This is a genomic window from Azospirillum sp. TSH58 (assembly GCF_003119115.1).
In the GTDB taxonomy this organism is placed as follows: domain Bacteria; phylum Pseudomonadota; class Alphaproteobacteria; order Azospirillales; family Azospirillaceae; genus Azospirillum.
Genome location: NZ_CP022364.1, coordinates 1,295,052 through 1,314,761, shown reverse-complemented (window position 1 = coordinate 1,314,761; position 19,710 = coordinate 1,295,052). Strand labels below are relative to the sequence as shown.

At 70.9% G+C, this 19,710-nt stretch carries 17 protein-coding genes; all 17 read right to left on the bottom strand.

Annotation, left to right across the window (positions count from 1 at the left end):
* Positions 1-1,215, bottom strand: coding sequence for a PP2C family protein-serine/threonine phosphatase (locus tag TSH58p_RS09750; RefSeq protein ID WP_109072090.1), 1,215 nt, complete (start codon positions 1,213-1,215; stop codon positions 1-3).
* Positions 1,212-2,390 (bottom strand): response regulator, encoded by a 1,179-nt coding sequence (locus TSH58p_RS09745; RefSeq protein WP_109072091.1) that lies wholly within the window; start codon positions 2,388-2,390, stop codon positions 1,212-1,214. The genes TSH58p_RS09750 and TSH58p_RS09745 overlap by 4 nt, the downstream gene beginning before the upstream one ends.
* Entirely contained in the window at positions 2,390-3,118 is a 729-nt protein-coding gene (locus tag TSH58p_RS09740; protein ID WP_158282646.1) for an ATP-binding protein, read from the bottom strand. The genes TSH58p_RS09745 and TSH58p_RS09740 overlap by 1 nt, the downstream gene beginning before the upstream one ends.
* 5 nt (positions 3,119-3,123) lie before the next feature.
* Positions 3,124-3,429 (bottom strand): STAS domain-containing protein, encoded by a 306-nt coding sequence (locus TSH58p_RS09735; protein ID WP_014241675.1) that lies wholly within the window; start codon positions 3,427-3,429, stop codon positions 3,124-3,126.
* A 113-nt stretch (positions 3,430-3,542) separates the two neighbouring features.
* Positions 3,543-4,709, bottom strand: coding sequence for a methyl-accepting chemotaxis protein (locus tag TSH58p_RS09730; RefSeq protein WP_109072093.1), 1,167 nt, complete (start codon positions 4,707-4,709; stop codon positions 3,543-3,545).
* Between the two features lie 11 nt (positions 4,710-4,720).
* Complete coding sequence (locus tag TSH58p_RS09725) at positions 4,721-5,785, bottom strand: chemotaxis response regulator protein-glutamate methylesterase (RefSeq protein ID WP_109072094.1); 1,065 nt, start codon at positions 5,783-5,785, stop codon at positions 4,721-4,723.
* A 3-nt stretch (positions 5,786-5,788) separates the two neighbouring features.
* A complete protein-coding gene (locus TSH58p_RS09720) occupies positions 5,789-6,415 on the bottom strand; it encodes a chemotaxis protein (RefSeq protein WP_109072095.1) in 627 nt (208 codons plus the stop codon).
* A gap of 3 nt (positions 6,416-6,418) precedes the next feature.
* Entirely contained in the window at positions 6,419-7,339 is a 921-nt protein-coding gene (locus TSH58p_RS09715) for a protein-glutamate O-methyltransferase CheR (protein ID WP_109072096.1), read from the bottom strand.
* Entirely contained in the window at positions 7,336-10,263 is a 2,928-nt protein-coding gene (locus TSH58p_RS34535) for a methyl-accepting chemotaxis protein (protein WP_109072097.1), read from the bottom strand. The genes TSH58p_RS09715 and TSH58p_RS34535 overlap by 4 nt, the downstream gene beginning before the upstream one ends.
* Positions 10,264-10,389: 126 nt before the next feature.
* Positions 10,390-10,947, bottom strand: coding sequence for a chemotaxis protein CheW (locus TSH58p_RS09705; protein ID WP_109072098.1), 558 nt, complete (start codon positions 10,945-10,947; stop codon positions 10,390-10,392).
* A gap of 10 nt (positions 10,948-10,957) precedes the next feature.
* A complete protein-coding gene (locus TSH58p_RS09700; RefSeq protein ID WP_109072099.1) occupies positions 10,958-13,195 on the bottom strand; it encodes a chemotaxis protein CheA in 2,238 nt (745 codons plus the stop codon).
* A gap of 30 nt (positions 13,196-13,225) precedes the next feature.
* Positions 13,226-13,603: a response regulator gene (locus TSH58p_RS09695; RefSeq protein WP_014241666.1), complete on the bottom strand. Its 378-nt coding sequence runs from the start codon at positions 13,601-13,603 to the stop codon at positions 13,226-13,228.
* Positions 13,588-13,899 (bottom strand): lipid asymmetry maintenance protein MlaB, encoded by a 312-nt coding sequence (locus tag TSH58p_RS09690; protein ID WP_109072100.1) that lies wholly within the window; start codon positions 13,897-13,899, stop codon positions 13,588-13,590. The genes TSH58p_RS09695 and TSH58p_RS09690 overlap by 16 nt, the downstream gene beginning before the upstream one ends.
* Before the next feature lie 125 nt (positions 13,900-14,024).
* Positions 14,025-16,832, bottom strand: a complete 2,808-nt coding sequence (locus tag TSH58p_RS09685) for a sensor histidine kinase (RefSeq protein WP_109072101.1) — start codon at positions 16,830-16,832, stop codon at positions 14,025-14,027.
* Position 16,833: 1 nt separating this feature from the next.
* Positions 16,834-17,082, bottom strand: coding sequence for a hypothetical protein (locus TSH58p_RS09680; RefSeq protein ID WP_109072102.1), 249 nt, complete (start codon positions 17,080-17,082; stop codon positions 16,834-16,836).
* Complete coding sequence (locus tag TSH58p_RS09675; RefSeq protein WP_109072103.1) at positions 17,079-19,286, bottom strand: exonuclease domain-containing protein; 2,208 nt, start codon at positions 19,284-19,286, stop codon at positions 17,079-17,081. Before TSH58p_RS09675 ends, TSH58p_RS09680 begins: the two co-directional genes overlap by 4 nt.
* Positions 19,283-19,687, bottom strand: a complete 405-nt coding sequence (locus tag TSH58p_RS09670; RefSeq protein WP_109072104.1) for a response regulator transcription factor — start codon at positions 19,685-19,687, stop codon at positions 19,283-19,285. The genes TSH58p_RS09675 and TSH58p_RS09670 overlap by 4 nt, the downstream gene beginning before the upstream one ends.
* Positions 19,688-19,710 lie beyond the last annotated feature (23 nt).

Genomic DNA, 19,710 nt, shown 5'->3' with positions numbered 1-19,710 from the left:
TCAGCCCTTGCGGGTCAGCAGCAGGGCGGTCAGGTCGTCGTCGATCGGACCGACGGCGCGCAGGCGCTCCAGCAGCCCGTCCAGGAAGCGGCCGCCGTCCGTCTCGCCCATCCGCTCGGCGACCAGGGCGGCGAGTCCCGGCTCGTCCAGAACGTCGCCGCCGACCGGGATCTCGATGGCGCCGTCCGAATAGAGGAACAGACGCCCGCCGGGCGGCAGGGGGAGGGAGCGCTCCTCATATTCCGCCGAGGCGAGCAGGCCGAGCGGCAGGCCGGCGCTGTCGCCCAGCAGCGGCGCGGCATCGCCCGGCGCCCAGACCATCGGGCGCGTCGATCCGGCGGAGGCGTAGACGAAGCGGTTCTCCGCCGGCTCGACCACCCCGGCCAGCATGGTGGCGAACTGCCCGTTGGGAAGCAGGGCGCACAGCCGCCGGTTGACGGTGGACAGGAACTCCGCCGGGGTCAGGCCGGATACGTCCATCTGCTGGCAGATCGCGTGCAGGCGGAAGGTGTTCAGCGCCGCGCCGACGCCATGGCCGGAGAAATCGACCATGTAGAGCATGGTCCGGCCCTGCTCCTGTCCCTGCCCCTGCCCCTGCCCCTGGCGCGGTTCGACGGTGTCGTGCCGCAGGTCCCAGAAATCGCCGCCCAGCTCCGACGAGGGGGCGAAATGGGCGGCGATGCCCACCGCCGCCGCGGCCTCCACCTCGGCCAGCCGCTCCGGCGAGGGCATCAGCCGCTCCTGCATCTTGCGGGCGAGCGACAGCTCGCTCTCCGTCCGCTCGCGGAAACACTGGAGGTCGTGGAGAAGCGCGCGGTTCTGCAGATGGATGCGCACGCGGGCCAGCAGCTCGACCGCGTTGATCGGCTTGGTCACATAGTCGGTGGCCCCGGCGGCGAAGGCCTTGGCGCGGTCCTCCGCCCGGTTCAGGCTGGATTGCACGAGGACCGGCAGATCCTTCCAGGCGGGGATCGCGCGCAGGCGCCGGCACATCTCGAACCCGTCCAGGTTCGGCATCATCAGGTCGAGCAGGATCAGGTCGGGCCGGAAGGCGTCCAGCCGGGCCAGCGCGTCGTTGCCGTCCTCCGCCATCTCGATGCGGGTGACGCCGCCGCGTTCCAGCAGGGCCTGGAGCAGGTGGCGGTTCACGCGGTTGTCGTCCACCACCAGGACGCGGGCCGACTCCAGCCCCGGAACCTCCGGCAGGTTGTTCATCGCGCACCCCCGCGCCCGATCCAGACCAGCGTGTGGTCGTCTTGCGGCACGTCGCCCTGGGCCGCGGCGAGCGCCGCGGTCACCGCCGCGAAGGCGTCGCCACCCTCGCCGCCGCTGGCCATGGCGTTCCGGACGGCGGCGCTCCCCAGCAGGGCGGCGAGGCCGCCGTTGCGCCCGCCCAGCGTGTCCAGCACGGCGGTCGAGTGCAGGACCAGCGCCGAGTCCGGCGGGAAGGGCAGGTCGCGTTCCTCGTGGCGGGCGCCGACGGCGACGCCCACCGGCTGGCCGGACCCTTCGCCGAAGACCAGCGGCGCGCCGTCGGGCGGCACCAGAACCGGCGGGGCGGCCGCAGCGGCGGCGTAGGTGAAGCGCTCCGCCGCGCCGTCCACGACGCCGTAGATCACCGTGGCGTGCTGCCCAAGCTCCAGCAGGCAGACGGCCCGCTCGTTCAGTTCGGTGAGGAAGGCGCCGGGCCGCTCGCCGAGATGGGGAGCCAGCTCGTGGATCAGCGTGTGCATGCGGAAGGCGTTCAGCGCCGCCGACACGCCGCGTCCGGCCATGTCCAGCAGGAACAGCCCGAACCGCCCGCCGGTCAGCGGCAGCACCCCCCAGAGGTCGCCGCCGAGGTCGGAGGACAGCGCCGTGTGCGACCGCAGCGTCACCCCCGCGCTGTCCGAGAGCGCGGCGCACAGCGCCGGGGAGGGCAGGAGATGGTCGTACATGGAGCGGGCCATCGCCAGCTCCCCCTCGACCCGCGCCCGGTAGGTCTGCAGGTCGCGGATCAGCACCCGGTTCTGCAGATGGATGCGCACGCGGGCGACCAGCTCCGTCCGGTCCAGCGGCTTGGAGATCAGGTCGGTGGTGCCGGCGGCGAAGGCGCGGTTGCGGTCGTCGCTGGAGGACAGGGCGGTCTGCACCAGCACCGGCAGGTCGGCGTAGGCGTGGTCGGCGCGCAGGCGGCGGCAGACCTCGAACCCGTCCATCCCCGGCATCATGATGTCGAGGATCAGCAGGTCCGGCGCCTCGGCGGCGATCTGGGCCAGCGCGTCGAAGCCGTCCTTGGCGTAGGCGACGTTCTGGAATCCGGCTTCGCCGAGCAGGGCGCCGATCAGTGTGCGGTTGAAGTCGGTGTCATCCACCACCAGGATGCGGCAGGCGGCGATGGCGTCGTCCATCAGAGGGGAAACCTCATGCGGATGCGGCGCCCGCCGTCGAGCAGCTGAAGCTCCTCGACGATGGCGGCGATCAGGTCCAGCCCGCGGCCCGAGGCGCCGTAGTCGATGCGCTCCGGCCGGGCGAAGCCGGTTCCCTCGTCGGCGACCTCCACCACCGCGCAGGCGCTTTCCAGCCAAGCGGCGACCTCGATCCGGCGGTCGGCGAAGGCGGGGTCGGCCATGCGCGCCGCCAGATCGTGGGAAAAGCGCTCCAGCGCCTCCACGCTCAGCCCCTTCATGCCTTCGACCTGAAGGTTGCCGTGGACCACCGCGTTGCTGATCGCCTCGTGCAGCGCCAGTTCCATGTCGTCGCGCTGGGCCTCCGGCATCGGGTGCAGGGCGGCCAGCCCGTTCAGGATGCGCCCGGCCAGATGCAGGCGGTTGGCGGTCACCGTCGTCACGCAGGCGAACAGGTCGGAACGGGCGGCGCGGCGCGCCGCCTCGACGATCTGGGCGTCGGACAGGCCGGCGACCTCGATCCAGGCGCCATAGGGCCTCTGCCAGAACTCCGGCGCCTCGACGGCGGCGGCGTCGCCCACCAGAAGCAGAACGGAGGCGCCGAACTCCTCCCCCGCCGGGGAGCCGGGCCGCCGGGGCGGAAGCCGAAGCGCCGCCGACAGCCGGTCCAGCCGGTCGGCCGGCACGCCCAGGCCTTGCAGGGCGGCGACGCGGGTGGGGGAAGGGACCAAGGGGGTCAGTCCTCGATCGTGACGATCTTGTTGAGCTGGGCCACCGTCAGCACGCGCTTGACCTGCCCGGCGGCGGAGCGCAGGACGAGCTGCTTGTCCGCGTTCGCCATTTCCTCCCGCGCGATCAGAAGCATGCCGATTCCCGCCGAATCGACGAATTCCAGCGTGGAGAGGTCGAGCACCTGACGTTTGGCCTTGTTCTGCAGCATCTCCCGGATCAGGGCGCGCAGCTTGGCGTGGTCGTTGAAGGTCAGGCGACCGCGCAACCGAACCAGGGTCTCCTGCTCCTTGTCCTCAATTCCGTAGTCCATCGGTCCGGTGTTCCTGAAGGGTGTTCCTGAAGGGGCATTGGGGCGGGTGGCCTTGTGCGGACCACGCCAGAATGGAGCAAGACAGGCCGGGGATTCCAGAGAATCCCTTGGCCTCAGAAAAGTTCGATGTCGCCGCCGGAACTGTCGTCCTGGCCGGCATCGACGTCAAGAACGCCATGCTCGTCCAGCGCCGTTCCTTCCAGCAGCAGCCGGCGCACGAAGCGCTGGCGCATCTCGCTCAGCTTGAAGCGGCCCAGCAGCTCGTCGAGCCATTCCTGCGGAACCTGCGGCCCCAAGGAAGCGGGCATTTCGACGCGGGTGCGGTTTTCCAGCTCGTTCAGCCCTTCCGCCATGATGGCGAGGCTGTCGTTGATGGCCTCCAGCCGCTGCTTGGTCAGGTCCTGGAACTGCATCCCGGTGACCATGCGGCTGATGGTGGCGGACATGTCCGACGACACGTTCGCCGCCGTCTCCAGCACCGCCTGGAAGTGGTTGGTCTGGTCGACCAGACTGTCCATGGTCTTGTCCACCCGCTCCTTGGCGAGCATCTGGGGGGACATGTCGGTGTCGGCGATCTGGCGCAGGATGTCGTGGCCGTTGCGCACCCCCTTGACCACCGCGGTGACCTTGGAGCGCATGCGGTCGGCCAGCGCCCCGGTGGAGCGGGAGAGGTGGCGCACCTCCTGCGCGACCACGGCGAAGGTGCGGCCGGCCTCGCCGGCGCGGCTCGCCTCGATGGTGGCGTTCAGCGCCAGGAAGTTGGTCTGGCGGTTGATGGCGTCGATGTCGCCGATCGACTTCTCCAGCTCCGCCACGTCCTTCTGCACGTCGTCCAGCAGATAGACCATGCTCATGGCGTGGCGCGACAGCATGACGATGTTGGAGATCATGTCCGCGATCATCTGCTGCATGCCGGTGACGAGCTGGTCCATCGGCACCCGCTCCCCGTCGATGGAGACGGAGCCGGCCATGCCGACGATCTGCTCCACCCGCTCCGACTGCTGCATGGCCTTCTCGGCCAGTTCGCGGAAGCGCGAGGAAAGGTCGAGCGTGGCGTCCTCGACCGTGGACGAGGTGCGGGTCAGCTCGTTCTGCACGGCCTCCAGCGTGCGGCGCTGGATGTCGGCGTAGCCCATCCAGGTCGCCAGAAGCTCGCCGGTGACCGGGATCTTGTCGCCGATCTCGGGCAGGCTGTGCACGGGAGCGCCATCGTCGGGAAGGTCCGGCTTCTCCGGTTCCGGTCCGGCTTCCAGGCGGGGCGCGCGGCCGTAGAAAGACATGGTGCTGCTCCTCAGTTCGCGCGCGTGCGGTGTTCGCCGATGGCGTCGAACGCGCGCAGCATCTCGGCCGGTATCTGCGCCAGCGGCAGTTCGACGGCGACCGCCCCGGCTTCCCGGGCGGCGCGCGGCATGCCGTAGACGACGCAGCTCGATTCCTGTTCGCCGATGGTATAGGCCCCCGCGTCGCGCATCGCCAGCATGCCCGACGCGCCGTCGCGGCCCATGCCGGACAGGATCACCCCCACCGCGTTCGCCCCCGCCGCCTTGGCGACGGAGGAGAACAGCACGTCCACCGACGGGCGGTGGCCGCTGACCGCCGGCCCGTCCTGGATGTGGCAGGAATAGCCCTGGGCATCGCGGATGATCACCAGATGCCGGTCGCCGGGGGCGATGTAGACCTTGCCCTGGACCAGCCGGGCGCCCTGGGTGGCGACCTCCACCGACGGCGGCGAGATGCGGTCGAGCCGGGCGGCGAAGCTGGGGACGTAGCTGGGACCCATGTGCTGGGTGATGACGATGGGCGGGCAGTCGGCGGGCATGACCGCCAGCACGTCGCGGATGCGCTCCACCCCGCCGGTGGAGGCGCCGATGGCGATGAAGCGGGTGCCCGACCCGGCGCGGCGCGGCGTCTGGAGGGGCGAGGTCGCGGGCTTGGGCCGCCGCATCGACAGGCGGGCGGTGGCGGCGATGCGGATCTTGCCGACCAGCTCGTGGGCCATCGCCTCGAAGCCGTGGCCCTCCGAGCCGTCGGGCTTGGCCACGCAGTCCACCGCGCCGATCTCCAGCGCGCGGATCGTCGCTTCCGACCCCTCCTGGGTCAGCGAGGACACCATGACGACCGGCGTCGGGCGCAGCGTCATGATCTTCTCCAGGAAGGACAGTCCGTCCATCCGCGGCATCTCGACGTCCAGCGTGACGACGTCCGGGTTGGTCCGCTTGATGACGTCGCGCGCCTCGTAGGGGTCGCGGGCGACGCCGACCACCTCGATGCCGGGCTCCTCGGAGATGATGGCCTTCAGCATCTCCCGCATCAGGCTGCTGTCGTCCACGATCACGACGCGGATGGAGCGTGTCATGGCTCAGTCCTCCCCGAACAGTTCCACGTCGCCCTCGATCGGCTGGTGCCGCAGGGTGGAGCGGAAATGCAGTTCCTGGTTCGCCGTCTCCGACAGGGCCTCGGGCCGCAGCATCTTGCGCATGGCCTTGCCGGTGTGCGGGAAGTAGTGGATGCGCCGGGCCGACGCGCCGCCCAGATCCTGGCCGACCAGCTTCAACCCCTCCCGCCGCACATAGTCGAGCGCGAAGGCGGCGTTGCGCTGGCCGACGTCGAAGCTGGAGGCGATGACGCGGGCGCCGCCGAACAGCTTGACCTCCAGCCGGCCGCGCTGGGCGCCGCGCGCCAGCAGATCGTTGATCAGCCGTTCCATGGCGACCGAGCCGTAGCGGGCCGCGGCCCCGGTGCCGGCGTCCTCGGACTCCGGGACCTCGGGCAGCAGGAAATGGTTCATGCCGCCGATCGCCGTCGCCGGGTCGTGGACGCAGGCGGCCACGCAGGAGCCCAGCGTCGTCACCATCATCACGTCCGAGCGGTCGCTGACCAGATGATGGCCCAGGAAGACCTTCATCGTGTGGGCGCGGAACTGCGGGTGGAAGTAGCCGCCGGTCTGCCGGGCCTCGGCCGCGCGACGGCTTGCGAAGGCGGTCATGCGTCACAGCCTCCGGTAGATGGTGGGGCCGGTCTGGCGGAAGCGGTCCGACACGCCGTACAGGCTCTCCGAATGGCCGAGGAACAGGTAGCCGCCGGGCTCCAGCATGCGGGCGAAGTTGCCGATGACCTGGGTCCGCCCGACGCGGTCGAAATAGATCAGCACGTTGCGGCAGAAGATCGCGTCGAACGGCCCCTTCATGGGCCAATGCTCCAGCAGGTTCAGCGGCTTGAAGGTGATCAGCCGCTTCAGCTCCTCGTCCATCGCCACCATCGGCTCGCCGTCCTCGCGCTGGCGCCGGGTGTAGCGGTCGCGCAAGGGGGCGGGGATGCTGTTCGCCAGATCGGCGGGATAGACGCCGCGCCGGGCGGTGTCGACCATGTGGGTGTCGATGTCGGTCGCCAGGATCTTCGCGTCCCAGCGCCGCAGCTCCGGCCCGAAGCTGGAGGCCAGGACCATGGCGATGGTGTAGGGCTCCTGCCCGGAGGAGCAGCCGGCGGACCAGATGCGCAGCCGCGGGTGGGAGGACTCCCCGGCATGGCGCGTGCGCATCTCCGGCACCGCCGTCTTCGCCAGGAAGTCGAAATGGTGCGATTCGCGGAAGAAGCTGGTCAGGTTGGTGGTCAGGGCGTTGACCAGGAAGCCGACCTCGTTCGCCCCCTCCTCGCTCTCCAGCAGGGCGCAGTAGCTGTCGAAATCGGTCAGGCGCAGGTCGCGCAGCCGCCGGGCGAGGCGGGAATAGACCATCTCGATCTTGTGCGGGGCCAGCGCGATCCCGGCGAGCTGGTAGAGCATGCGGGCGATGAAGTCGAAGTGCCGACGCTCGAACGGGAACTCCCGCCGGCCCGACGTCGCCGGGGGAACGGCGCCGCGGTCGGCCGCGTCCGAGGCCGGGGCAGGGGAAGGGCTGGGGGCCGGGCTCATGCCGCCCGTCCGCGGGTCTTGGCCCGGGCTTCGTCGGCGAGCCTGTCCAGCAGGCCCAGCACGGTGCCCGACAGCCGGTCGAGATCGGCCAGGGCCTGGGCCTCGGCGGCGGCGTCCCCCTGCTCATGGGCGCGCAGGGCGCGCTTGCCGGCCTCATGGAAGCGGGCGTGCGGCTCGGCGATCCGGTCGAAGGACGGGCAGGAGCGCACGGCGGCGTCGCTCACCGTGTCGTACCACTTGCCCAGACGGCAGCCGTGATGGTCGGCCAGCCGGTCCGCGCTGGCGTCGCCCTGGCCCTGGACGGCCTTCAGCACAGTCTCGCGGAAGGTCACATGGTCGATCTTGGTGTTCTCGATGAGCTGGATGTGGCGGGCCAGCTCGGACCCGCCATGGGCGTGGCCGGCGTCCAGCGAGAAGAAGGCCATCTGCTGGCGCAGCTGTCCGGCCTGCTCCTCCAGCGAGCGGGCGGCGGCGGTGCTTTCCTCGACCAGCGCGGCGTTCTTCTGGGTCATCTCGTCCATCTGGGCGACGGCGGTGTTGACCTCGTCCAGGCCGGACGCCTGCTCGGCGGTGGCGCGGGCGATCTCCGACACGAGGTCGGCGACCCGCGCGATGCCCGCCACGATGTCGGTCAGCGAGGAGCCTGCGGAGCGGACCAGCTCCACCCCGTCCTTGACCTGCGCCCCGCTGTCGAGGATCAGCGTCTTGATCTCCTTGGACGCCTGGGCGGAGCGCTGGGCGAGGTTGCGCACCTCCTGCGCCACCACGGCGAAGCCGCGCCCGGCGTCGCCGGCGCGCGCCGCCTCGACCGCCGCGTTCAGCGCCAGCAGGTTGGTCTGGAAGGCGATCTCGTCGATCACCCCGATGATGTCGGAAATCTTCTGGGACGAGCGCTCGATCCCGCGCATCGCCTCCACGGCGCTGGCGGCGACCTGACCGCCCTTCTCGGCGGCGCGGCGGGCGTCGTTGGCGAAGGCGTTGACCTGCTGGGCGTTGTCGGCGTTGGAGCGGACGGTGGCCGCCAGCTCCTCCATGCTCGCCGCCGTCTCCTCCAGCGAGGAGGCCTGCTGCTCGGTGCGCTCGGACAGGTCGAGGCTGCCGTCGGCGATCTCGCGGCTGGCCGCGGCGATGGATTCGGCGGCGCCGTTGATGCGGCGGACGATTTCCGACAGCTTTTCCGCCGTGCCGTTGAAATCGTCCTTCAGGCGCAGGAACACGCCCTCGTACGGCTTGTCGATGCGCCGCGACAGGTCGCCCTGGGACAGCGATTCCAGCATGGCGGCCAGATCCTCGGTCACGCCGGAGACGTTGGCGGCCAGCCGGTTCATGCCCTCGCTGACCAGCCGGAAGAAGCCGGTCTTGCCGTCCAGCGCGATCCGCTGGGAGAAGTCGCCGCGTACGGCGCTGTCCACCATGGCGGCGATCTCCGCCTCGATGGACAGCTCCGCCGTCAGGTCGCGCCATTCGACGACGAGGCCCAGCTTCTCGCCGTGGCGCCCGGCGACCGGGCTGGCGGTGATCTCGAAGCTGCGGCGGCCCGCCTTCACCATGCCCTTGTGGGGGCTGGCGAGGCCGGTCAGGCTGCTGCGCAGGCGCGGGGCCTCGGCGTCCAGCGCATCGAGCGTCGTCCCGATCAGCCCGGCGGCGTCGAAGGCGGGCAGGGCCTTGCGCAGGTCGCTCTCGGCGGCCTTGAACATCGCCAGGGCGGCGGCGTTGCAATAGGTGACGGTCCCGTCCTCGCCCACCGTCATGATGCAGGAGGACACGCGGTCGAGCGCGATCCCGGCCCGCACGGCGGTCACCGCGTCCTCCTTGAAGGCGGCGACGGCGCGGGCCATTTCGCCCAGCTCGTCGCGCCCGTCGGTGTGGGGGACGGTGACCGACAGATGGCCGTCGGTGAGGTCGGTCATCACCTTGCGGATGCCCTGGACCGGGCCGGTGATCGAACGGGCGATGACCTGGGCGGCGCCGATGCCCAGCAGCAGCGACAGGCCGCCCAGCACCAGGGCCAGCAGGACGCTGTTCTCCACCTCGGCCTCGGCGCGGGTCTCGATCCCCTTCTGCTCGGCCTGGATGGCGGTGGCGATGGAGTCCAGCGTCGCGTTCAGGGCGGTGACGACCTTGGCGACGACCTCGGCGCGCAGGCGGTCGATCTCCTTGTCGGCGGCGATGGCGTCGCGGAAGGCGGTGCGGTAGCCCGGCGCCCGCTCCGCCACCTCGCGCAGCATCGCCGCGACGCGGGGTTCGGTCAGCAGGGCCTGCGCCTCGCGCACATGCTCCAGCATCTCGTCCAGGTTCTTTTCCATCGGCCCCGCGGCGGCGGCGTCGCGCATGCCGAGCGCGCGGTTGGCGAAGAGGCGGCTCAGCACCCAGTGCTTCTCCATCTCCTCCCCGACCAGGGCGGCGTCCTTGTCGCCGGTGGCCTGGGCGCTCTCGACGACGCGCTCCAGCGTCTCGGTGATCTGGGTGCCCAGCGGGTCCATGGTCTGGCGGATGGCCGCGTCGTAGCGGTCGCGGACGACGCGGATCGCCTCGAACTGGGTGTGGTATTCGGTGTGCAGCCGCGCCAGCTCGGTGAAGGCCGCCGCCTGGCTGGAGCGCTGGATGGCCGCGCCGTGGGCGGCCAGCGCCTGATCGAACTCGGTGCGCAGCGCGCGCTGGCGGTTGAGCGCGGCGGCATCGCCGGAGACCAGATAGTCGCGCCCGTGGATGCGCTGGTTGGCGAGGCGGGCCGAGAGGTCCTTGGCGAAGGTGGCGAGTTCGCCGCTGGTGAGCACCGCGTCGACGCTGCCGTTCAGGCTGCGGATGCTCAGCAGGCTGGCGGCGACCTGGGCGGCCAGCAGGGCGAGCAGGAGCGCGAAGGCCAGCCACAGCCGCTTCGAGATGCCCATCGACCCAACGAACGAACCGACCCCTTTCGCCATGCCATCCCCCTTGCCCGCCGCGTCACGCCGGCGTTAGCCCTTATTTGAAACCAACCCGTGTGAAAAGCCGCGACATGACGCACCCCCGTCGGCGCCCGTGTGGGCGCGTCCGGGCGTGCGTGCCGGTCAGGACGCCCGCTCCAGCGCCGGCAGGGCCTTGGTCGCCGAGTCCAGCTCGCTGTTCTCGACCGAGAACAGCTTCTCGACGCTCAGCAGCGTGACCATGCGGTCGTCGGCGGTGTAGAGGCCGCTGAGATACTCGGCGTCGACCATGCCCCCGTCCACGTCGGGCGGCGGCTTGATCGCGTCGTGGCCGATCGCCAGGATGTCGGAGATGGCGTCCACCAGGATGCCGCGGGTGCGTTCCCCCACCTGGATCACCACGACGACGTGGCGCTTGGTGACCGACGTGGCACCGCCGCCGAAGCGGGCGCGCAGGTCGAAGATGGGGATGATGATGCCGCGCAGGTTGATGACGCCGCGCACATAGTCCGGCAGGTTCGGCAGGCGGCTTTCCGGCGTCCAGCCGCGGATCTCGCGGACCGACAGGATGTTGACGCCGTACTCCTCGCTGCCGACGGTGAAGGTGACGTACTGCTCCTCGGCGGCGTTGACCGCCATGACGTCGTTTCGCGCGTCGGTGCGGGTACCGCCGACGGTGGCGAGCGCGGTGGAACTGCTCATCGCTGTGGCCTCAGACCGGTTCGAGTGCGGGTGCGGGCAGCGCGGCCACCGGCGAAGACGGCGGACGCGGCGCCCTGGAATCCATGTGCCGGCTCATCTCGCGCAGGCCGGCGACGTCCAGGATCAGGGCGACGCGGCCGTCGCCCAGGATGGTCGCGGCGGCGACGCCGTCGAGACGGCGGAAGTTCGCTTCCAGGCTCTTGATGACGACCTGCTGCTGGCCCAGCACCTCGTCGACGACGAGGCCGAGGCGGGAGCCGTCCTCCGTCTCGACCAGCACGACCAGCGCGCGGGTGGGGTCGGCGACGGCGCCGGGGATGCCGAACAGCTGGTGCAGGTAGACCAGCCGCACATACTCGCCGCGGGCCATCATCACGTCGCACTTGCCGACCAGCCCGTGCAGGTCCGCCGCCTTGGGGCGCAGGCTCTCCACGATGTTGGTCAGCGGCAGGACGAAGCGCTCCTCGCCGACCGAGATCACCATGCCGTCGAGCACCGCCAGGGTCAGCGGCAGCGACAGCACGAAGCGCGAGCCCTCACCCGGCGTCGAGTAGACGCCGATGCGCCCGCCGAGCGAGGTGATGTTCCGCCGCACCACGTCCATGCCGACGCCGCGGCCCGACAGGTTGGAGACCTGATCGGCGGTGGAGAAGCCGGGCAGGAAGATCAGGTTGTCGATCTCCTCGTCCGACAGGGTGGCGCCCGGCTGGACGAGGCCCTTCTCGATGGCCTTGGACAGCACCTTGGGCCGGTTGATGCCGCGCCCGTCGTCGGTGATCTCGATGACGATGCGGCCCGAGCGGTGCTGCGCCGACAGATGCACGGTGCCGGCGCGCGGCTTGCCGACGCGCTCCCGCTCCTCCGGCCCCTCCAGCCCGTGGTCGATGGAGTTGCGGATCATGTGGGTCAGCGGATCGACGAGGTTCTCCACCACCGTCTTGTCGACCTCGGTCGTCTCGCCGCTGGTGACGAGCTGGACCTCCTTGCCGGTCGTGGCGGCGCATTCGCGGACCAGCCGCGGCATGCGGGAGAAGACGCTCGACACCGGCTGGGCGCGGATCGACATCACGCTTTCGCGCAGTTCGCGGGTGTGCTGGGCCAACTGCTCCAGCCCTTCCAGAAGCTCCTGGAACTCGCCGGGGGGCAGCTCGCGCACATGCTCGGCGATCATCGCCTGGGTGATGACCATCTCGCCGACCATGTTGACCAGCCGGTCGATCTTGTCGAGATCGACGCGGATGGTGTGGCTGGTCAGCCCGGCATGCTCCGCCCCGCCGCCGTTGGGGCGCGGGCGGGCGGCCTCGGCCTTCGGGGCGTCGGCCCCGGGCGTTTTGGGGGGAGGCTCGGGGACCGCCGCGACCACCGCCGGCGGGGCGGCGACGGGCAGCGGATCGGTGACCGGCGGCGGCGCCTCGGGCGCGGCGGGCGGCGGGGCGTCCGCGGTGATGCGGATGTCGCAGTCGTCGGCCACGAACTCGAAGACGTCGTTGATCTTGTCCAGATCGACGTCCGCGTCGGCGAGCAGCGTGACCGTCCAGGAGAGGTGGAGAAGCTCCGCCTCCAGGGTCTGGAGGGTGGGCAGGGCGTCGGTGTGGCACTCGACGGTGGCGTCGCCCAACCGGCGCAGCGCGCGCAGCATGAAGGCCGGCTCGTTGCCCGACATCAGCAGGTCGGGCCGCGGCCGGAAGACGATGGTCCAGCGCAGCTTGCCGGGGGGAACCGGGTCCTCCTCCGCGCGGGCGGCGGCGATGGCCGCCATGGCGTCGCCGAACAGCCCGGCCTCGTCGTCCTCGTCGTCGGCGTAGACGGGAACCGGCGCCGGAGCGGCGGGGGCCGCGGCCGGAGCCTGGGCCTGCGGAGCCCCACCCGACAGATGGCGGCGCAGGGCGGCCACGGTGCCGTCGGTGGTCCCCGCCGGGGCGGGGTCGCCTTCGCGCGCGTAGGCCAGCATCTGGCCCAGCAGGTCGTTGGCGCGGATCAGCGTGTCCACCAGCTCGGTCGTGACGGGGACGGTGTTGTTGCGCACCCCGTCCATCACCGTCTCGAACTCGTGCGCGAAGGCGACCAGCTCGGTGAAGCCGAAGGCGCCGCCGCCGCCCTTGATGGAATGGACGGCGCGGAAGATGGCGTTGACCTCGTCGGAATCGACCTCGCCCGGCGTCAGCCGCAGCAGGCCGGCCTCGGCGACCTCCAGCAGCTCCGCGCTTTCGTCGAAATAGGTTTGCTTGAACCGGCTCAGGTCTTCCACGGACGCCCCCTCACAAGCCAGGACGCGGCGTCAGCCGCACACCTTCTGGACGACGGAGATCAGCTTCTCCGGGTTGAAGGGCTTCACGATCCAGCCGGTCGCCCCCACCGCCCGGCCTTCGGACTTCTTCTTCTCGTCGGCCTCGGTGGTCAGCATCAGGATGGGCAGCGTGCGGTGCGCCGGGGTGGCGCGCAGCCGGCGGATCAGGGTCAGCCCGTCCATCACCGGCATGTTCAGGTCGGTGATGACGAGGTCCACCTTGTTGGCGCCGATGACGCCCAGCGCCTGCTGGCCGTCGGCGGCCTCGACCACGTCGTAGCCGGCGCCCTTCAGCGTGAAGGAGACCATGTCCCGCATGGTCCGCGAATCGTCGACGGTGAGTACCTTCTTCTTCACGCTTGGCTCCATTGCTTCAACCAGCCGTCCAGCCCCAGATCCTCGCAGGCTTCCGCCAGGACCTCGGACGGCTGGGCGATGGCGAACGTACGGTTCTGTTCGGCGGCGTGCCGGGAGGCGACCAGGAGCGCCTGGACGCAGGCGGTGCTGACCCGCTCCACGGCCGCGGCCTCGGCGATGACGGTGCCGGAGGCGGCGAAGCCGGCGCGCAGGCTGTCCAGCAGGGGCTGGGCCATGGCGAGGTCGAGGTCGCTGGGCAGGCCCAGCCGCACCGTCCCCCCCTCGTCGCTCCACTTGATCAAAGTCACCGCCCGTCTCCTTGCAACCCGACCGGGCAACGCCCCGTCCGGGAGACTGTTCATGTCCGGCATTTGGTAAAAAACCTGCCTGAAACACGTATAAGGATTCGTTAAGGCAACTGGACTGACCTGTGTCAACCGGAGCGCGTTCCGCCGGTATGGTCCGGTTCTTTCGCCGTTTGATCGTTTTGTGACACAGCCCGCTCGCCAGTTCCTGCCGCACCTGTTCCTGCCAGCGGAACGGTGAAGGCGAAGGTGGCGCCGCGGCCGGGGGCGCTGTCCACCCAGATGCGGCCGCCGAGATGCTCGACGATGCGCTTGCTGATGGCCAGCCCCAGCCCGGTGCCCTGCGGCTTGTCGGTCATGGTGTCGCCGACCTGCCGGAAGCGGTCGAAGACGATGGCCTGATGCTCCGCGGCGATGCCGGGGCCGCTGTCGGTGACGGTCACGCGCAGGGCCTCGCCCTCCGCCGCCACGGACAGCGCGGCCCGCCCGCCCGCCGGGGTGAACTTCGCGGCGTTGGACAGCAGGTTCACCGCCACCTGCACCAGCCGGTCATGGTCGCCGCGCACCGCCGGCAGACCGTGCGGGATGGCGACGGCCAGCGCGATGCCGCGCTCGTGGAACAGCCGGGCGGTGGCCGCCGCCGCCTGCTCCAGCGCGGACCCCAGGTCCATCGGGCCGACCTGCCAGTCGATCTCCCCGGCCTCGATCTTCGCCATGTCGAGGACCTGGTTGATGAGGCGGGTCAGCCGCTCGCTCTCGGTGATGACGAGGCCGAGGAACTCCTGCCGCTGCTCCAGCTCGATGTCGGGGTTGTCGTGCAGCACCTCGGTCAGGGCGCGGATGGAGGTCAGGGGCGTGCGCAGCTCGTGCGTCACGGTGGACAGGAACTCGTCCTTCAGCCGGTCCAGCTCCGTCAGCCGCAAGTTGGCGGCGCGGAGCGCGGCCGACGCGCGCTGCAGTTCCGCCGTCCTGTGTTCGAGCTGGCGGCTGTATTCGATGACGTGGCTGGTCTCGTCGAGCATCCGCATCAGCTCGGGGTAGCTGACCTCGCCGCCCTCGACCGCGGAGGCCAGCGCCACCCGCGCCGACGCGGCGCCGATGGCCCCGGCGAGCAGACGTTCGGCGAAGCGCACCAGCTCCGCCCCGGCCCGGCGGTCGGGCTCCAGCGGCCCGTGGCGGCGGACATGCTGGGCGAAGGCCGCCTCCGCCCGCTGCGGGCCGAGGAAGCGCGCGACGATGCGCTGCAGGTCGCCGACCGTGGCGGTGCCGCGCCACGCGCCCGTCGGCAGGGGGGGGTCGCGGTGCTGGAACACCTCGACGAAGGCGGTGGCCTGCGCCCGCTCGCCCAGGCCGGGGCGGTCGAGCAGGGACACCACGGCGTAGAGGCCGATGTTGAGCAGCATGCTCCAGAACAGGGCATGGGTCAGCGGGTCCATGCCGTCCAGCCCGAACAGGGCGTAGGGCCGCAGCAGGGCGACGCCCCACGGCCCCTGGTCGATGAAGGACGCGGGCAGCCAGCCGGACCGCGCGAAGCTGGGCAGCAGCAGCGTGTAGGCCCAGGTCAGGATGCCGGCGCTGAGGCCGGCCAGAGCGCCGCGCCGGGTCGCCCCCGCCCAATAGACGCCGCCGATCAGCGCCGGGGCGAACTGCGCCACCGCCGTGAAGGAGATCAGGCCGATGGCGCTCAGCGCGTAGGCCGAGCCGGCGATGCGGAAATACAGGTAGCCGAGCAGCAGGATCGCCACGATGGCGGCGCGCCGGATGGTCAGCAGCAGCGGCGACAGGTCGTGCAGCCGCTCCAGCCGGGCGCTGCGGGCGCGCAGCAGCAGCGGCATCACGATGTCGTTGCACACCATGGTGGAGAGCGCGATGGCCTCGACCACGATCATGCCGGTGGCCGCCGACAGCCCGCCGATGAAGGCCAGCAGGGCCAGCCAGTCCTCCCCGGCGGCCAGCGGCAGCGCCACCACGAACATGTCCGGGTCCACCGCCCGGTCGGGAAAGCGCATCAGCCCGGCCACCGCCACCGGCAGGACGAACAGGTTGATCAGCAGCATGTAGAGCGGGAACAGCCACAGGGCGCGGGTCAGGTGCCGCTCGTCCACATTCTCGATCACCGTCACCTGGAACTGGCGGGGCAGGCACAGCACCGCCGCCATGGAGAGCAGAGTCATGGTCAGCCACGACCCGTCCGCCAGCGCCGGGGCGGAGGTGAAGAGGTCGCGGATCTCCGGATGCTCCGCGGCGGTGGCGAACAGCTCGGTCGGGCCGTCGTGCAGTCCCCAGACCACCGCCGCGCCGACCGCCAGGAAGGCGACCAGCTTGACCACGGATTCGAAGGCGATGGCCGCCACCATGCCCTCGTGATGCTCGGCCGCGTCGATGTGGCGCGTGCCGAACATGATGGCGAAGGCCGCCATGACGACCGCCACGTAGAAGGCGTTGTCGAGGACGACGGGCAGGGAGAGGCCGCCGGTGGCGCCGGACGGGTCGGTGCCCCACAGCACGTCGAAGCTGACCGCCACGGCCTTGAGCTGCAGGGCGATGTAGGGCGTCACCCCGATCACCGCGGTCAGCGCCACCAGCCCGCCCAGCCCCTGGCTGCGCCCGTAGCGGGAGGCGATGAAGTCGGCGATGGAGGTGATGCGCTGCGCCTTGGCGATGCGCAGGATCTTGCGCAGCACCAGCGGCCCCAGCAGCATCAGCAGGGTCGGGCCGAGATAGATCGGCAGGAAGCCGATGCCCAGCGACGCCGCCCGCCCGACCGAGCCGTAGAAGGTCCAGGTGGTGCAGTAGACCGCTAGCGAGAGCGCGTACACGTACGGCGACGCGATGACGCTGCGCCCGCCGTCCGCCCGCCGGTCCGCCCACCAGGCGATGGCGAAGAGGAGGAGCAGATAGGCGAAGCTGGCGGCGACGATGGTGGGCCAGGGCATGTCAGCGCCCCCTGCGTTCCAGCAGAACGGCGGACAGCGCGATCACCCCGCCCCACACCCCCAGCGCGTACACGTACAGCAGCGGCAGGCCGAGCAGCGTGTCCCCGGCGCCGAAGACGCGCAGCAGCGGCGGGTTGAAGGCGACGACGCCGAACAGGAACAGCGCGATCAGGCGGTCGGCGCCCGCCCGGCGCGGTGCGGGGGGCGCGGAGGGCGGGGTTGCGGGTTGCGGGGCGGGCCCCCCGGTCAAAAGGCGCGCTCCCGCGCCGCCAGCTCGACGATGATGTTGGCGCCGCGGATGGCGTCGTCGAGCGTGCGGACGTCGCGTTCCTTGAGCATCTCCACCATGCGCAGGAAGACCGCGGCGGTGACGAGGCTGTCGCCCAGCGCCGTGTGGCGGTCCACCACCTCGATCCCCAGCCGCTCGGCGATGCCGTCCAGCGTGTGGTCGCCGCCCTCGCCGAGCAGCATCCGCGACAGCAGCATGGTGTCGAGCACCGGGCTGTCGAAGCGCACGCCCGACGCCCGTTCCTTCATCTTCAGGAATTTCAGGTCGAAGGCGGCGTTGTGGGCGATCAGCACGGCGCCCGACACGAAGCCGCGGAACTGCGGCAGCACCTTGTCGATGGTCGGTTTGTCGGCCACCATCGCGTCGGTGATGCCGTGGAAGGGGATCGATTCCGCCGGGATGCTCCGCTTCGGGTTGACCAGCGTGTTGAAGGTCTCGCCGGTCAGGATGCGCCCGCCGACGACGCGCACGGCGGCGATCTGGATGATCTCGTCGCCGGTGCTGGGGGACAGGCCGGTCGTCTCGGTGTCGAAGACGACGTAATGGAGCTGGTCGAGCGGCGTGCGGCCAAGCTCGCTGGTGGCCAGCGGCTGGTGCAGCAGGTTGAAGTCGAAGAACTCCGGCCGCGCCCCGCCGCGCGCCGCCGTGTGGGCCGACGGCGGCTTCAGCGCTGGCGGCAGCGGCACGCGCAGGCGCGACAGCAGCTCGTCGTCCGATCCCGGCCCCTTCACCGGCTCGCTCCACATCGTGCTCTTGTGGTGCTGAAGCACGTCGCCGACGGTCAGGCCGCCCAGCGCGTCGGGCAGCGGGTGGTCGAGCCAGCTGTCCACGATGCCGCTGGGCACCGACGGGCCGCGCCAGGTGATGTCGAGATAGACCCAGCTGTCCCCGGGCTCCACCGACAGGTCGTAGGCGGGGACCCCGGTCAGCGCGTAGACGTATTCGATCAGATAGCCGAACAGGATGACGAGGCTGTAGCTGTCGCCGTGCACCCATTGCGGCAGGCCGGTCAGCGTCACGCCGTACTGGGCGTCCGGCCCGACCCGGTGGCGGATCAGGTTGATCAGGTTGGTGGAGTGGATGTCGCTCATCGGCCAGGAGCCGGTGACGACGCTGCGGTACGCGTTGGTAACGCGGGCCAGCCGCTCCGACAGGGTGTTGGAGGAGTCCATCAGCGCGGCCTGGAAAGCGGCGCGCTCCTCCGGCCCTAGTTCCGGCGTGTCGTCCAGCGTCTCCAGCACGGCGCGCAGGTTGGCGATGGGCGCGCAGAAGCCCTCCGTCGCCTCGCGCAGCAGGGCGTCGCGCTGGCCCAGCGCGGCCAGCTCGCTGGTCGCGTCGGACAGGGTGATGACGTAGCCGGTGATGGTCGGCGGCTCGTCCGAGCCTTCCGGCGGGTCCTGCAGGATGGCGCTCATGCGCCCGGCCAGCAGGATGTGCCCGTCCGTGGTGGCGCCGACGAACTGGGCGGTGGTGCCGTGCTCGTGGTTGACGTGCCGCCCCTCGCGGACGCGGAGCGTCAGCCGCTCCAGCGTGTGGGTGACCGGCTCCGCCACCACGAAATGCAGCAGGGAGCGGCCCAGCCCGAGGTCGCCGGCCAGATGCAGGATGTCGAGCGCCGTCTGGTTGTAGAGAAGGATCTGGTGCTTGAGGTTGCAGACCAGCACGCCTTCGTGCAGGTCGCGCAGGACGGCGGCCAGCCGCGTCTTCTGCTCCTCCGCCTTGGCGGTCGACTCCGCGACGATGCGGGCGGTGTCGCGGCGGGCGGCGGACAGCTTGTCCGACAGCTCGTTGACCGCCTTGGCCACCGGGGCGAGGTCGCCGTAGCGGGCCAGCGGGATGCGCGCGCCGGTCTTGCCGTCGGCGGCGCCATGGGCGATCAGCCCGGCCTCGCGGCTCAGCGTCTCCGAGGCGCGCAGCAGCCGCCGGTCGACCAGACTCCACAGGCCCCAGACCCCGGCGGTCATGGCGGCGGTCATGGTGACGGCGTAGGTGACGAAGGCGTTCGGGTCGCCGTTCGCGCTGAAGCCGACCGCGGCCCCCACCGACAGCAGGGGCAGGCCGACGCCGGCGGCGCGGAAGGCCAGCGGGATGATCCGCCGGGGCTCCGCCGGGGCGGTCGCCGGAGCGGCGGTTCCGGCGCTTCCGGTGGTCGCCGGGGCGCTCATGGCTGCGGCTCCGCGGTTCCGCCCGCGCTGCCTTCGGGATTCAGGTATTTGCGGACGGTGGTGACGAGGTCGCGGGTCGAGAAGGGCTTGGTGATGTAGTCGGTGGCGCCCAGCGCCATGCCCTTCTGCCGCTCCACGTCGCGGCTCTTGGCCGTCAGCATGATGATGGGCAGCGACTGGTAGGCGGGGTTGGCGCGCAGCGACTGGCAGACGTCGAACCCGTCGCGCCGCGGCATCATGGCGTCCAGCAGGATCAGGTCGGGCGTGCTTTCCGCAACCGAGTCAAGGGCTTCCTCGCCGTTGCGGGCGATGCGCACGGCAAAGCCCGCCTTCTGCAAAAGGACCTGCAGGGACAGGACGATGCTGGGCTCATCGTCGGCGACCAGGATCGTCGGCTTCATACCAGGGTTTCCTCCGGTTCGCC

Excerpts from the sequence above, each read along its gene's own strand:
- TSH58p_RS09715 (WP_109072096.1), bottom strand. The coding sequence starts at position 7,339 with ATGAGCCCGGCCCCCAGCCCTTCCCCTGCCCCGGCCTCGGACGCGGCC.
- TSH58p_RS09720 (WP_109072095.1), bottom strand. The coding sequence starts at position 6,415 with ATGACCGCCTTCGCAAGCCGTCGCGCGGCCGAGGCCCGGCAGACCGGC.
- TSH58p_RS09725 (WP_109072094.1), bottom strand. The coding sequence starts at position 5,785 with ATGACACGCTCCATCCGCGTCGTGATCGTGGACGACAGCAGCCTGATG.
- TSH58p_RS09705 (WP_109072098.1), bottom strand. The coding sequence starts at position 10,947 with ATGAGCAGTTCCACCGCGCTCGCCACCGTCGGCGGTACCCGCACCGAC.
- TSH58p_RS09735 (WP_014241675.1), bottom strand. The coding sequence starts at position 3,429 with ATGGACTACGGAATTGAGGACAAGGAGCAGGAGACCCTGGTTCGGTTG.
- TSH58p_RS09670 (WP_109072104.1), bottom strand. The coding sequence starts at position 19,687 with ATGAAGCCGACGATCCTGGTCGCCGACGATGAGCCCAGCATCGTCCTG.
- TSH58p_RS09685 (WP_109072101.1), bottom strand. The coding sequence starts at position 16,832 with ATGCCCTGGCCCACCATCGTCGCCGCCAGCTTCGCCTATCTGCTCCTC.
- TSH58p_RS09695 (WP_014241666.1), bottom strand. The coding sequence starts at position 13,603 with ATGGAGCCAAGCGTGAAGAAGAAGGTACTCACCGTCGACGATTCGCGG.
- TSH58p_RS09745 (WP_109072091.1), bottom strand. The coding sequence starts at position 2,390 with ATGGACGACGCCATCGCCGCCTGCCGCATCCTGGTGGTGGATGACACC.
- TSH58p_RS09675 (WP_109072103.1), bottom strand. The coding sequence starts at position 19,286 with ATGAGCGCCCCGGCGACCACCGGAAGCGCCGGAACCGCCGCTCCGGCG.
- TSH58p_RS09750 (WP_109072090.1), bottom strand. The coding sequence starts at position 1,215 with ATGAACAACCTGCCGGAGGTTCCGGGGCTGGAGTCGGCCCGCGTCCTG.
- TSH58p_RS34535 (WP_109072097.1), bottom strand. The coding sequence starts at position 10,263 with ATGGCGAAAGGGGTCGGTTCGTTCGTTGGGTCGATGGGCATCTCGAAG.
- TSH58p_RS09730 (WP_109072093.1), bottom strand. The coding sequence starts at position 4,709 with ATGTCTTTCTACGGCCGCGCGCCCCGCCTGGAAGCCGGACCGGAACCG.